Source organism: Candidatus Binatia bacterium, assembly GCA_026415395.1.
GTDB lineage: Bacteria > Desulfobacterota > Binatia > HRBIN30 > HRBIN30 > HRBIN30.
Genome location: JAOAHD010000001.1, coordinates 13,021 through 26,463, shown reverse-complemented (window position 1 = coordinate 26,463; position 13,443 = coordinate 13,021). Strand labels below are relative to the sequence as shown.

The window sequence follows — 13,443 nt, the reverse complement described above, 5'->3', positions numbered from 1 at the left end:
TGCAGAGGACCCAGAGCTGCGCTTGGCCAGCTCGGACTGGACTGGAGGAGTGTCGAATCACCCACGGAGGTAGCGCGGGTGACGGGACACATGCATCTCCACCTGTACGGCGTTGATCCGAGCAATGAAATGGTGGCGACGCCAGTGTCATCGCGCGGGTGACCGAACACCAAGCCTGCGATGGGTGCACCAGCCTTTCGGGCCGAGGCTGGTCGTGAACTTGCGGCATCTGAGCTCCAGCTGTTCCGGCAGATTGGGGTGCACGGAGGGCTTTCGAATTTCGCTTGCATGCATGGTCGGATACTTGCACAAGATAGCCTTGGTTGAGACTTGCGGTAATTTGCTCGGGGATGGTTTCGGCAGGAGGTTTATGTGCGAGAGACCATCGAAGAGCGTACAGCAATCCTCGCCTTCACCGGGTCACGTGCAGGCACGTCGTTTGAAGTCAGTGTGGCTCAAAGTTGCCCTGGACGCTGTGATCCTGCTCGGCTGGTGCTTGCCGCAGATTGCATCGCGCGCAGGGGCGATCTGTGCCTTTACACGGCTTGCGGCCGGTGGCCACCACACCTACGGTTTACTCGCCGATGGAACTGCCCTTTGTTGGGGTAGACAGACACGGGGCGAGTTGATCGTGCCATCCGGCGTGTCGTGGTCCGAGGTGAGTACCGGTGATTACCACGACTGCGGGCTCGAAACCAACGGTGCGCTTCGTTGCTGGGGGGCAAATTTCGCCGGACAGCTTGATGCTCCCGCTGGTGCAGGATGGACGTCCGTTTGCTCTGGGGCCGAGCATTCATGTGCATTGCGTTCCGACGGGGTCGTGTCGTGCTGGGAAGCGAACTACTGGGGGCAAGCAGATGCCCCAGTGGGCGAGCTATTCCAACAAATCGCCTGCGGGGCAGATCACACGTGTGGTTTGCGGGCAGACGGTTCTGCGGCGTGCTGGGGCAAGCCTGATGACGGGCGAACAACTCCTCCCCAAGGGATCGCGTTTCAGTTCATAGCCGCAGGGGGCCTGCACACTAGTGGTATTCGAGCTGGGGATGGGAAGGCGATTTGCTGGGGTCATAATGGCTTTGGTCAGTCGCAAGCACCAACGAACGAGACCTTTGAGGAGTTGGCGCTCGGGGCGCTCCACTCCTGTGGGCGTCGGGCAGATGGCTCGATTTTGTGTTGGGGCCGAAGCTCTAGCGGCGAGCTAGGGGTTCCTCCGGGCGGCGGTTACCAATCATTGGCAGCGGGCTTCGCACATTCCTGTGTGCTGAACAGTGCTGGGGAGCCGGTGTGTTGGGGCGACTTCAACGGCGCCACAACGGTGGCACCGGGGTCGCTGGCGCCAGCGAGCTTTAGCGTCCGCGATGAATGGCTCTGCGAGTTGGGCAGCACGGGCACGGTGGGCTGCCTCTCGCTAGTCCCCCCACCCGGTTTGCCGCCGCTGCAACAAGTGTCTCAGGGGTTCAGCTTTGTATGTGGTGTCGCAGTCGGTGGCCAGCTTGTGTGCTGGGGATCTGGATCCAACGGGCAAACGTCCCCACCAGTCGGCAGTGACCACCAGTCCGTCGCGGCGGGGCAAGACCACGCCTGCGCGTTGAAGAACGACAAGAGTCTTGTGTGTTGGGGCAATAACGATTACGGGCAGGCGTCTCCCCCGAGCGGCGGTGGGTTGGTGGAGGTGAGCGCGGGTCATCGTCACAATTACGCCCGGAGAGAAAATGGCTCCGTGACCTGCTGGGGCGCGAACAACTACGGACAAGCTGCCGCTCCATTGGGGTTGGTGGTTCAACAAGTGGTAACTGGGGCGGAACACCAGTTGTGGGTTGTTGCTTGACGGCAGCGTCCGTTGCTGGGGGCGAAATCAGCGAGGGCAGGCGTCGCCCCCAGCCCGTGTGGTGTTCACAAAGTTGGCCGCAGGCGATGAACACGCTTGTGGACTTAGGCCGGATGGTCGCGTGCTCTGCTGGGGCTCGAACACGTATGGGCAGAGTCTGCCCCCGCGTGGGGTGAACTTCACTACGATCGGGGCTGGGGGTGGATCGACGTGGGGGCAAAGGTCGAATGGCGAAGTGGAGTGTTGGGGTATCCTCAGACTTACAAGCTGCGCGTCCTCGACCACGGTTTGTCCCAAGACTCCTGCGACGAATTGTCTGACGAGCGGGGCGAGCGAACTGAGCCTGGCGGATTCAACAAACGTGAATCGTTCTTCGCTGACGTGGTCGTTTACTCGGGGGCCCGCACGCACCTTCAGTGATTTCGGTGACCCCGTGTCTGGGTCCACCTCGTACGCGCTCTGCCTCTACGACGACCGGGAGCTCAAAGTTGCTGCGTGGGTGGAGCCAAGTGCGTCTCTGTGGACAGCGACGAGGACCGCGTACCGGTATCGTGATCCCTGGGGCTCCAACGACGGCTTCCAACGCGCGGTCTTGCGAGCCGGTGCGGCTGGGCGCTCCAGCATTAAGGTGTCCCTCGGAGGCGCGTTAGCTCAGCTTCCGAAAGCAATCGTCGACCAGGCGCTTTGGGGGGCGCGCGAAGCCGTAGTGGTGCAACTGCACCAGTCAGATGGTGCGTGTTATGAGAGTCCGTTTGCACCGAACAATGTGCGCCGCTTGAGCGAGCGGTAAGCCGGCTGCGCAAGTGAACGCGTCGGAGCAGCCAGACCGCCACCCTTGGTGTGGGTACCTGGGGATGGCAAGGGCTCACGCCAAGGGTGGAAGCGCGAGTGGCTTGTGGGAAAAAATTGAGTCAAAATGGTCGCACGTGGACTCGAACCACGGACCTCCTGCATGTGAGGCAGGCGCTCTAACCAGCTGAGCTATGCGACCAAGCGCAAGGCTGCGCCGCTAACACACTGCCTCAGAAGCTGCAAGCGCTGCGTCCTCGGTATACTTGCGAGCGCGCCGCGTTCGGCTGCCAACCTGTACCGGAGCTGGGGCGGCTGTGTCCTCTGCGCGTGACGTCCGAGTCGGCGTGGTGCTGCTTCGAGTTGCCGGTAGGACTATGAGGGAGAAACTTTGCGGCACGGTGTCCCGTTATTCGCGCTCGATGGCAAAGGCGCTGTCGTGCATAGTTCAGGAATTCGCATGGGCTCTGTCCTTTCACCCCGGCTTTGCGGCGAACCCTTGCCCGAGGCGGCGAATCGGGTACCCTACGGCCACAGGAGAAGGCTTATGGTGAACGTTGCCATGTGGGCGAAAGCAGTGCGGGTCATTCCCCGCATCTCGCGCGAGGAGTGGCAAGAGCTCGATGTGGTCTCGCGCTGGCTAATCGCCACCCGCTCAGCCGTGTTGGTGATGACCTTCGTGTCGGCTGCGCTGGCAGGACTGCTTGCCTGGCGCAACGGTGCGTTCGATTTCGGCGGCTGGCTCGTACTGACAGCCGGGCTGTTGCTAGCTCATGCGACGAACAACTTGGTGAATGACCTCACCGACCACTGGAAGGGTGTGGATCGAGACAACTACTTCCGTGCCCAATACGGACCGCAGCCGCTGGAGCACGGGTTGTTGACCACGGGCCAAATGCTGGCATACATTGCTGTGAGTGGCCTCTTGGCTTTGCTTGCCGGGCTAACGTTGCTCTTTTGGCGCGGCGAGCCCGTGCTTTGGTTGCTGCTGGCTGGGGCATTCTTTGTCTTGTTCTACACGTGGCCGCTCAAATACATCGGGCTCGGGGAAGTGGCCGTCCTGATTGTGTGGGGACCTCTCATGGTTGGCGGCGGCTACTATGTGATCACGGGCCGATTTGATGACACCGTGATGTTGGCAAGTTTGCCCGTGGCCCTTACAGCCACCACCGTTTTGTTCGGTAAGCATATCGACAAGATCGAGGCAGACCGCACGAAGCGGATTCGCACCCTACCCGTGATCCTCGGCGAGCAACGCGCGCGTCGCACAACTTGGCTGCTCTGCACTGCGGCGTATGTGGTCACGGTCGCTCTGGTCGTCTCTGGGGGCCTGGGCTGGCCCGTACTGTTGGTCTTCGGAGCAGCTTCTTGGTATCGGTTGCTGAGCGGCGTCTTGCGTCAGGCGCGACCGAGCGCTCCACCGGACGGATTTCCTCCCAACGTCTGGCCGCTCTGGTACTCGGCATTTGCCTTTCAACATGCGCGGCGGTTCGGTGGCCTCTACTTGGCAGGAGTACTGATCGATGGCATCGTCCAGCGTTGGTTGAGCTGACACTATCGGAGAGAAGCGCCCATGATGGATCCGCACGTAGAGTCGATTCCGCTGGAGCAACTAGACATCATCAGTGCGCGCACGTACGGAGAGCATGGCTACCCGCATGCCGCTTGGACCCGGCTCCGCCGTGAAGCGCCGGTTTGCTACATGCAACCGCCCGGTTACCGCCCGTTTTGGGCCGTGACCAAACATGCGGACATCATTGAAGTGTCCACGCAACCCGATAAGTTCAAAAGCGCGGGGCGTTTTATCTTGTTCCCGGATGCAGACATGCAGGGCCCAAAGTTGGAAGAGGACCCGCCCCTGCGGATGCTCGTGAACATGGATCCTCCGGAGCATCGCGTGTACCGCAAACTTGTGAGCGGCTGGTTCACACCGCGCGCGATTGCACGGCTCGAGAACCGCTTGGTCGAGCTGACCAATGAGATTTTCAGCTCGCTAGCCCCGCCGGGAGAATGGGTGGAGTGCGACTTTGTGCGCGACGTGGCCGCCCTGCAGCCGCTGCGCATGATCACGGAAATCCTCGGTATTCCACGGGAGCGGGAACAATTTGTTTTGCGCGTGACCAACGAGAACTTTGGAATCGAGGACCCGGAATTCCAGCGCCCGGGGGAAACGCGAGAGGATCGCCTTGGTTTTCTTTACGAGGCGTTCTCTTACCTAGAGGAAATCACGCAGGACAGACGAAAGAACCCACGGGAAGACCTTTCCACCGTGCTCGCGCTAGCCACGATCGATGGCAAACCGGTACCGCAGTTTGAGCTTTTCTCCTTGTACTTTCTAATCATGGTGGCGGGACACGACACCACGCGGAACTCCATTTCGGGTGGCTTGCTCGCACTCTTGGAACACCGAGATCAGTTCGCCAAGTTGCGGGAAAACCCGAATCTCATCGAGACGGGTGCCGACGAAATCGTGCGCTGGACCACGCCAGTCATCCACTTCTCGCGCACGGCAACCGTCGATTATGAGTTGCGCGGCCAGAAGATTCGCAAGGGTGATTCCGTGGCTCTCTTCTATCCCTCGGCCAATCGCGACGAGGAAGTTTTTCCGGATCCTTTTGTTTTCCGATTGGATCGCGAGCCGAATCCTCACTTGGGGTTCGGCGTCGGCGAGCACTTTTGCCTCGGGGCCCACTTGGCGCGCCTCGACATCAAGGTGTTCTTCCGCGAGTTCGCCAAGCGCATCGATGCGGTCGAGCTTGCGGGGCCGGTCGAGCGCTTGCAGGCTTCCTTCGTGGGTGGCCCGAAACGGATGCCCGTGCGAATGCGCTTTAAGGTTGCGTAGTTCGCGGTCGGGTCGACGGTCGGAGTAGGGTCGAATAATCCAGGCTGGGTAGTGCGTTCAAGACTACCCAGCCTGCGTTCCGGCTAGCGACACATGGCTGTGCTGCCGGTGCTAGAGATGCTGCAGCGTGGCCGCAGCCCGTCCGGACCATTGAACGCGTAGCTCGCACACTGGCCGAGCAGTGCTCGCGTCTGATTGCCCAGAACAATGGTGACCCGAAGCGGAAGCTGACTCGGCGCAACGGCGAAGTTGCCCAGCTTCCCTGTGATGCTCACCGTGAAGAGTCCCGGTGTAAGGCGAGAGCTTCTGACGACGGCCTTTTTGATGTCTCCCTGCAAAGCATAGGTGTCGCTGTACTTGGCGACATGGCCGTCGACACTCAGCGACCACCCCGGTTGGGAACGCGACAGGGCAACGCCTCCGGGTATGATTCTTTGGAAAACCAATGCCCCTGAAGAATCGTAAATGGCAAAGCGGAGCCCTTCGGTCACCGGGTTCGGTGCCGGAGTCGCCGGCGACAACAGCCAGGATCCGGTCAGAGTCAGATTGTCATCACCGGCCGGCGTGGAGAGTTTGGTAATTTTCAGGCGCGGCGAACTCAGTTGGCTGCTCCCGTCGCAGAACACGTCCGGCATCGGCGTCGGTGTGACGGTGGGTTCTGGAGTCCAAGTGGGGGTCCAAGTCAGCGTGGGGGTAGGACTCTCCGTGGGAGTTTGAGTCGGAGAGGAAGTTCGTGTCGGCGTCAGCGTGGGTGAGTTCGTGAACGTTAGAGTTGGTGACGGCGTGTTTGTCGGCGTGAGGGTCGGCCCTCCGGGTGTGATGGTCATCGTGGGTGTCGAAGTGAGAGACGCTGTCGCAGTCGGCGTGGGCGTGAAAGTGGGGGTTGGTGTTGGCGATGGGGTGCGCGTCGCCGTCCGAGTGGAGGTGGGAGAAAACGTCGGCGTCGGCGGCAGGGGTGTGAATGTGCTCGTCGGGGGAAGAGGTGTATTGGTCGGTGTTGCCGAGGGGGTGTAGGTCGCCGTGCGAGTTGCCGTCGGTGTTGCCGCAGGAGGGGTGCTGTTCGGGTCCGCAGGGTCCGAGCCGGCATCGAGTTCATCGCGGTCGAAGAAAGTGTCCTCGTCACGGTCCACACCCAGGCGGATTGCCGAGCCAAGAGGCACCGCCGTGTACGTGAGTTCTTGCCCCGACACCGCGGCAACGGCGCGAAGCGCGGCATCCGTCCAGGGCGCCTCACTAGCTCGGTCCGGCTGGAACGTCCCGGCCGCAGTGCGATACCAGCCGCGCAAGTGCCCATTGTATCGGCCCTTCACGATCAGGTCCGTTTCACCTGCCGCGGCGCGCTGGATCAACAAGTCGATTCGCGGGTTCACCTGGGCCGCATTCGTGTTGGTGAGGGTCACTTGTTGGCCGACGATTGGAAAGAGATCCGTATCGAACGCTAACAGGAACTGCTCGACGTCCCGTCGCTGCTGGCCTCCGCCATTGAACCCCACGCCATTCTGGTCGTTGAACACAGTAGCGTTAAGAAACCGGAAAAGAGTATCCACGCTGCCATCGTGCAGGAAACCGAAACCCCGGATTTGATCCCCTTTGTGCCCGTTGTCACCGGCGTTGAAGAAGGAAACGGCTGCCATGCCGAACATGCCGACCTTTTGGTAAAGGTTCCGCAAGTGGGCGATTTTGATCACTTGCGGTTCGTTTTCGAAGCTGGCTTTGCCGTCGGTACCAAAAAATCCTTGCGCCCTGTTCGTCACGTGGCACCCGTTGCACGTATGTCCGAGCGCATTGTCTGCACCATCGGTACCGAAGTTTAGCCCGTCCGCTCGGCGAGGGCCGAAAAAGAAATTCCGCCCGTTTTGCTGCGACGCGGTGAGCGAATTGTCCAAGTTCCGAATTGGATTGGGTGGAAGTTTCACCTGTAGAATGAAATCTGTGAACGCCTGCATTTCGGCGGCCGTGAGTTCGGCAGTCCGCCCCAGCAGTCCAGGAAAAGCTACATTGAAGGCCTTGAAGGCCAGGTCGGGGTTGTTCCACTGCGATCCCCCGTTGCGGTCACCCCGCCAGTGCATCGCGCCGTGATTGACCAGTCCGCGCAGGGTTTGAGTGGTCATCGGGCCCTTCATGGGGTGAAAGTCCCTGAATGTTCCGGAACCGATGGCAAAGGCAAGCTTGACCGGTAAGGGATTGGTTTGCGTTTCGTCGTCGGGATTTCCCAGGTCCCACGCCAGGCTATCGAGGTCGGCGAAGATGTGGCAACTGGCGCAGGCAGCCTCGCCGTTGCTCGACGTATAAAAAGCGTCGTACAAAAAGCGCCTGCCGTTCACTACGCTGGGTGGTTCCGGGTTGTAGAGAGACACATGGTCGATCTCCGTTTTCGTGCTCGTGTCGACGATGGCGATACCGTTGTCGAATCGAGTGAGCACATAAAGTCGCTGCCAACCTTCGTGCAGGGCCAAACCCGCAGGTCCACCACCGCTCACACTGATGTAGTTCGCGTTGTTCGGAACAAAGGTGTCGTTTTCTAGGGCGCTGGTATTGAACACGCCGACCTTGCTCGACCCGAAAGCGGCGACGTAGAGAGTTTGCCCGTCGCTCGTGATGGCCATATCCAAAGGTGTAGCCAGGCTATGGTCCTTGACTCCCGCAGGTGCCGGTCGTTGGTCGTAGTTAATGTGTTTGTTGAGGTGCCGGGGCAGCACGCTGCTTCCGGAGAGCACCGTGACGCGGGACTCCGCCAAGTGGCCTTGTACGGTGGTGCCACCGAACTGTGCGGCATAAATCCCGGGCCCCTCGAAGCGAAACTCGTTCCGGGATTCGAAATTGGTCACGTACACTTTCCCGTTGGCGGGATTAACGGCCATGTTGAACAAGATCGTCCCCACCCCGGTGTAAAAACCCGCACTGCCCGCAAGCTGCACGGGCGGGTTGGCCATCGCGTCGATAACGAACACGTCCTTGTCCGGCAGGTTGAACTTGACCGCATTGTTCCAGTTCCGACCGCACACGCTTCCAGGGCAATCAGCATCGGTCTTACAGCTCCATCCATACTTTGATCCGCCAGCGCACGCTTTGTCCGCCCAGTACGAGCCGTTCCATTTCACGATGAGGCCCACGTCAGGTCCGGCAGCCCCAGTATGATCGGCGGTGGGGAGCGGGAGACCGCCGGGCACCGTGGTCCCAGAAATCGTGCATGGACCAGGAACAACGGTGTCGGTTTTATTGGAGTCGTTGCAAATCAGCCCTTCGTTGATCACCGTCGTTTGGTTGCCACTGTGAAACACTGCGGCGTAAACTCGACTACCGTCCGGCGTCGCGGCGAGGGCGCGCGGCGTGTCGCCGAAAAGCGTGAGGATCGTGAGCGGCGTGCCGCCGAGTGTGTTCCCTAAATTGTTCGCGTCAAATACCCAGACATCCGCGCGGCCGACGCCTGGGGTTGTCAGTTGTGGATCGTTGGGGTTGTTCTGACCCCGACGCGCACAAGTGATGAATGCTCGATTCTTCCCTGGACCGGCAAAAACGATATCGCGCGGCTCATCGCCCACGAGCAATGTGCGAACGACACGCCCGGGTGAACTGGAAAGGTCGACGATGCTCACACTGTCCGACAGGTGGTTCACCACCCAAACTTCGGTGTTCGTGCGCGCTGCTACCGCTACCGGCTCGAGTCCCACCGGCACTGACTCCAAATGCGTCAGCGTGCCGTTGACGCCGATCGAAAACACCTCTAAGCGGCCGTCGGGAATGTTGGCCGCGAATAGCTTCGTTCCATCAGGGGAAAGCGCTAACGGGCGTACAGGTCCACTCTCAAAAAGCGTATAAGAACCTGCCCAACACTTTGACGTTCTGCTCCACGGCGCGACAAAGACCCACACCAGAAGCGCCGTCCACGCTACGACCCTTTTCACCGATATCCCTCCCTCGCCCGCGGTGTCTACAACGAAATTGGACTGTTTGACAACAGCAAACCAACCAGACAAAAGGGCTCTGCCTGCTGTCCTGCCCAGGTTTGCGAGGAGAGCCAGTTTCAAAAGAACCCCACAACCTGGTCTCCCGCCAGCTCGGGTTCTCTGCGCAATACGGGCAAGGGGAGGAAGCGGCAATCGCGAAGAAAGGTCAACGATGATGAGTCGTCCTGCGGGCGAAAATGCGTTGATGTCGCCCCTGGCGGCGGATGACCCACGATTTCTGGATGGGATGGGAATAAACCGCCAAGGCTCCTCGTAGTAGCGGGTGAGTAAACGTCGAGGTCCCGTTGTGCTCCGGCGACAACAGACGAACGAGGTTGCGGCAAAACTGTTGCCCCATCTGCGCTCGCTGTACAATTTTGCTGTTCAGTTGGCCGGGCGGGGCGAGGCGGAGGATTTGGTGCAGGCAACCGTGCTCAAAGCGATCGAGCATTGGGCAGAGCTTACCCCTCGGCAGAACATTCGCGCTTGGCTGTTCATCGTGTTGCGCAATGCATGGATCGACGCCCAACGGGAGCAGTCGCGCCGCGTCGCAGCCGCTGGACGTGATCGAACGTGTACCGAACCGGAGCCGGCCAGGGGGCCAGAGGAGCTTGCGGTCGAGCAGCAGTGGGCGCTCGAGATCCGGCGGGCGGTGGAAAATTTGCCGGAGGTGTATCGGTTTCCCGTGTACCTGCGGGACGTCGAGGGGTTGTCGTACAAAGAAATTGCCGAAATTCTCGGCTGCCCCATAGGCACAGTTATGTCGCGGCTGGCGCGCGGCCGCGCGCTTTTGCGAGCGCAGCTTTTAGGGCAGCTCGAGGATCGCGGCTGGGGCCGTAACCGCAAGACAGGAACCGAAGGCCATGAACTGTAACGAGTTTTCCAAATTCCTTTCTGCTTACGTGGATCACGAGCTCGGGGTAGATCGAGCGGTCGAGCTCGAGGAGCACCTCGAGGGGTGCCAAGCATGCGCGCGGCGCCTGCAGGTGGAGCAATGGATCGCGGAGTCGGTGCGTCGCCACTACGTGTTAGACGATTGCCCACCCGCACTGGAGCAGAAAGTCCGAGCACTCTTAGTGGAGAGGGAAGCTTCGTGGCGGTGGATTGTTCCGAGTGCTGCCGTTACAGCCTTGTTGGCGGCCGTCGTGGTGGCATGGCTTGCTCTTCACGGTGGAGGCAGCAACGCTCTAGTTTCCCCAAGGGTGGCGCTGGCGGACCGGGTGTATGAAGCGGTCCGGAGTGGGGAGATGCCGCTTTTGACGCGCAGTGCGGACGCCGCCGTGCTGGATCGCTGGCTGGCAGAACGTTTGGTGTTCTACCACCCGGGCACCTTACGCTTGCCCGATGGGATGGTTCCGGAAGGTGCCAATGTTTTGCGGGCCGAAGGCGAGGATGTCGGAGTGGTGGTGTATCGCTCGGGCAATGGTCCGGCAGTGTTGGTCGTGGCAGCAAAGCGAGATTTACCGGCACAAGGTGCACGAGTCCGGCTTGGCCGGAGCGAGTTTCGCACCTTTGCGCACAATGGCCGAAAGTTCATTGCGTGGAACCACGGGGAAGTGTCGTACGTGTTGGTCAGCGAAGGCGAGCAGGACGGGGCGCGTGCCTGCGCGAGCTGCCACGCAGGCGTGGCAAGTGATGGCCTGAAGGATTTTGGTCGGTCTGTGGGTCGCGAACTGTAAACGGAGGGGAGATGATGGAAGTGCAGCGCGGGGTACGGAAGCTGATGGTTTCCATGATGGGGGCCTTTGCCCTTTACTTGCCGAAGGGAGTGCTGGAGCCGGTGATTCCCGAAGGAAATCCCTTAACGAAAGAGAAGGTGGAACTCGGGAAAAAGCTCTACTTTGACAAGCGTCTCTCGGCGGATGGAACAGTCTCTTGCGCGTCCTGCCATGACCCCCTGCGGGGTTTTGCAGACGGGAAACCTGTGGCGACGGGGATCCGTGGGCAGGCCGGTGCGCGCAACTCTCCCACGGTGCTGTACACTGGTTTCAGCGAGGTTCAGTTTTGGGACGGCCGCGCTCCAACGTTGGAGGAGCAGGCCAAGCAACCGCTGATTAACCCGGTGGAAATGGGGCAGCCGTCGCACGAAGCGGTGGTCAAGGCTGTGGCCAGCGTGCCCGAGTATCCGCCTTTGTTCCAGCAGGCGTTTGGTTCTCCGCAAGTGACCATCGAGCGCATCGTGCAAGCAATCGCTTCGTTCGAGCGCACACTGGCTCCCTTCGCCTCACCGTTCGATCGTTTTCTAGCGGGCGACAAGAACGCCTTGAGTGATGCCGCGAAACGCGGCTTCCAATTGTTTCAAGGCAAGGGGCGGTGTGTCACGTGCCACGAATTCAATACGTCTTTCCCGTACTTTACCGACAATAAGTTCCACAACATCGGTGTCGCAATGAAGGGCAACTTCGAGCAACTGGCGCGCGAAGCGCAGGCGATTCAAACGCGGCGCGATAAGGAAGCGGAGTCGTCGTTAGCCCATAAGCCGGGAGTGGAAGCCCTGGGGCGCTGGATCGTCACCCGCGAGCCCAAAGACATAGGTGCGTTTAAAACGCCAGGCCTGCGCAATGTGGCGCTCACGGCCCCGTACATGCACGACGGCAGCTTGAAGACGCTCGAAGAAGTCATGGACTTTTACAACCGCGGTGGGGAGCCGAACCCGAATCTGGATGGCGGGATGCGGCCGCTCAACCTCACCCGCGAAGAGATTGCCGATATCATCGAATTTATGAAGTCGCTCACCGATGAGAGCGGAGGGAAGAACTTCGACTGGGAGGAGTTGAAGGAGTTATCGCGCAAAACGCGCGCCGGGGAATTGGTGGCCGCGCCAGCCCCGTGAGCACATCGTGCGGCAAAGGAGGGATCGAAATGGCAAAGTACGTACTTCCATTGGAGAGGAAGAAACAGGAGTACCTGGCGGAGCGCGAGCGGTTTTTTGCCGAGCTGCCGCGGCTGAGCCGGCGCGACTTTTTTAAGACAGCGGCAAAAGCAGCCGCAGTCGCGACGGCTTTCTGGAAGGGATTCCCGCCGCATTCCTTCCAGCTCATCCGTGTGGCAGAGGCAAAAGAGACGCAGCCCAAATTTACCTTTGCCTACATCTCTGACACCCACATCTTGGACAAGGGGCTGAATCACCGCTTCGTGAAAGCATGCCAGAAAGCGGTGGATGATGTGAACGCCCTCGACCCCCAGCCGGATTTCGTTCTCTTCGGCGGTGATTTGGCGCAACTCGGTAAGGCTGAGGAGCTGTCAATCGGGAAGCAAATTCTCGATCAACTGAAAGCGCCGGTGCGCATGATGGTCGGCGAGCATGACTGGTACTTGGATATGGGCGAGAAGTGGCGGGAAATGTTCGGTGAGCCGACCTACTCCTTCGACCACAAGGGAGTGCACTTCATCGTTCTGAATTCGGTGATTGTCGAGGATTACTGGACAGAACCGAAGATGACCCCGATGGAACGGATGCTCGCTATGGCTCAGCTCGACAACCCTAACGGCCGCCCGTTCATGGTCGGTGAGGAACAGCGCGATTGGCTAAAGAAGGACTTGGCGAAAGTCGACAAAAAGACCCCGATCGTCGTGTTCTCTCACTCGCCGCTGTACAAGTACTACCGGCCCTGGAATTTCTGGACGGAAGACGCCGAAGAAGTCCAAAAACTGCTTGCACCGTTCCAGTCGGTCACCGTAATCCACGCTCATACCCACCAAGTGCTCACCAACCGGATCGGCAACATCACCTTCCATGGGGTGTTGTCGACCGCGTGGCCGTGGCCGTACGCGCCGCAGGGCATTCCCCCGCTCACAGTCCAAATGGTCCGTGCCGATCCGTTCAACCAGTTCGATGGCTGCGGTTGGGGTACGGTGGCTCTGCGTGCTGATGGCCAAGCGGACAAACATTACGTCTTGTGGGATCGGAATCCGATGACTGTGACCTTCGATACGGTTCGCCGCGGTAAGGCGGGAATGGCCGAGCTGGCCAAAGAGTTTCAAGGGCGCGTGGATTGGCCGTCCTACTGAACGGGCGTGTCGGTGGGCGAGACTAG

9 protein-coding genes and 1 tRNA gene are annotated in these 13,443 nt (G+C 60.2%); 8 read left to right on the top strand and 2 right to left on the bottom strand.

Translation table 11 applies throughout. From position 1 onward, the window contains the following. Positions 1-448 precede the first annotated feature (448 nt). A complete protein-coding gene (locus N3C12_00095; GenBank protein ID MCX8070845.1) occupies positions 449-1,828 on the top strand; it encodes a hypothetical protein in 1,380 nt (459 codons plus the stop codon). 361 nt (positions 1,829-2,189) lie between these two features. After that, a complete protein-coding gene (locus N3C12_00090) occupies positions 2,190-2,618 on the top strand; it encodes a hypothetical protein (protein MCX8070844.1) in 429 nt (142 codons plus the stop codon). Positions 2,619-2,745: 127 nt separating this feature from the next. Here the strand turns inward: N3C12_00090 and N3C12_00085 are convergent. Then, positions 2,746-2,819, bottom strand: a tRNA-Val gene (locus N3C12_00085). Between the two features lie 345 nt (positions 2,820-3,164). On the opposite strand from N3C12_00085, the gene N3C12_00080 reads away from it, so the two are divergent. Beyond that, entirely contained in the window at positions 3,165-4,169 is a 1,005-nt protein-coding gene (locus N3C12_00080) for a prenyltransferase (GenBank protein MCX8070843.1), read from the top strand. 21 nt (positions 4,170-4,190) lie between these two features. Beyond that, complete coding sequence (locus N3C12_00075) at positions 4,191-5,459, top strand: cytochrome P450 (GenBank protein ID MCX8070842.1); 1,269 nt, start codon at positions 4,191-4,193, stop codon at positions 5,457-5,459. An 83-nt stretch (positions 5,460-5,542) separates the two neighbouring features. Here the strand turns inward: N3C12_00075 and N3C12_00070 are convergent, their stop codons facing one another. Continuing rightward, positions 5,543-9,331, bottom strand: a complete 3,789-nt coding sequence (locus N3C12_00070; protein ID MCX8070841.1) for a hypothetical protein — start codon at positions 9,329-9,331, stop codon at positions 5,543-5,545. A gap of 358 nt (positions 9,332-9,689) precedes the next feature. Between N3C12_00070 and N3C12_00065 the strand changes: the two genes are divergently transcribed. From N3C12_00065 to N3C12_00050, 4 genes are read left to right on the top strand one after another with little or no spacing between them, the layout of a single operon-like run. Next, a complete protein-coding gene (locus tag N3C12_00065) occupies positions 9,690-10,280 on the top strand; it encodes a sigma-70 family RNA polymerase sigma factor (protein MCX8070840.1) in 591 nt (196 codons plus the stop codon). Further along, positions 10,270-11,085, top strand: coding sequence for a zf-HC2 domain-containing protein (locus N3C12_00060; protein MCX8070839.1), 816 nt, complete (start codon positions 10,270-10,272; stop codon positions 11,083-11,085). The genes N3C12_00065 and N3C12_00060 overlap by 11 nt, the downstream gene beginning before the upstream one ends. Positions 11,086-11,096: 11 nt before the next feature. Further along, positions 11,097-12,239 (top strand): cytochrome-c peroxidase, encoded by a 1,143-nt coding sequence (locus N3C12_00055; GenBank protein ID MCX8070838.1) that lies wholly within the window; start codon positions 11,097-11,099, stop codon positions 12,237-12,239. Between the two features lie 29 nt (positions 12,240-12,268). Then, on the top strand, positions 12,269-13,417 hold the full coding sequence (locus N3C12_00050) for a metallophosphoesterase (protein ID MCX8070837.1): 1,149 nt from the start codon (positions 12,269-12,271) through the stop codon (positions 13,415-13,417). The last annotated feature ends 26 nt before the right edge of the window (positions 13,418-13,443 follow it).

What these genes read in the sequence shown, in the direction of transcription:
- N3C12_00080 (MCX8070843.1), top strand. Translation starts at nt 3,165, where the DNA reads ATGGTGAACGTTGCCATGTGGGCGAAAGCAGTGCGGGTCATTCCCCGC.
- N3C12_00075 (MCX8070842.1), top strand. Translation starts at nt 4,191, where the DNA reads ATGATGGATCCGCACGTAGAGTCGATTCCGCTGGAGCAACTAGACATC.
- N3C12_00060 (MCX8070839.1), top strand. Translation starts at nt 10,270, where the DNA reads ATGAACTGTAACGAGTTTTCCAAATTCCTTTCTGCTTACGTGGATCAC.
- N3C12_00055 (MCX8070838.1), top strand. Translation starts at nt 11,097, where the DNA reads ATGATGGAAGTGCAGCGCGGGGTACGGAAGCTGATGGTTTCCATGATG.
- N3C12_00050 (MCX8070837.1), top strand. Translation starts at nt 12,269, where the DNA reads ATGGCAAAGTACGTACTTCCATTGGAGAGGAAGAAACAGGAGTACCTG.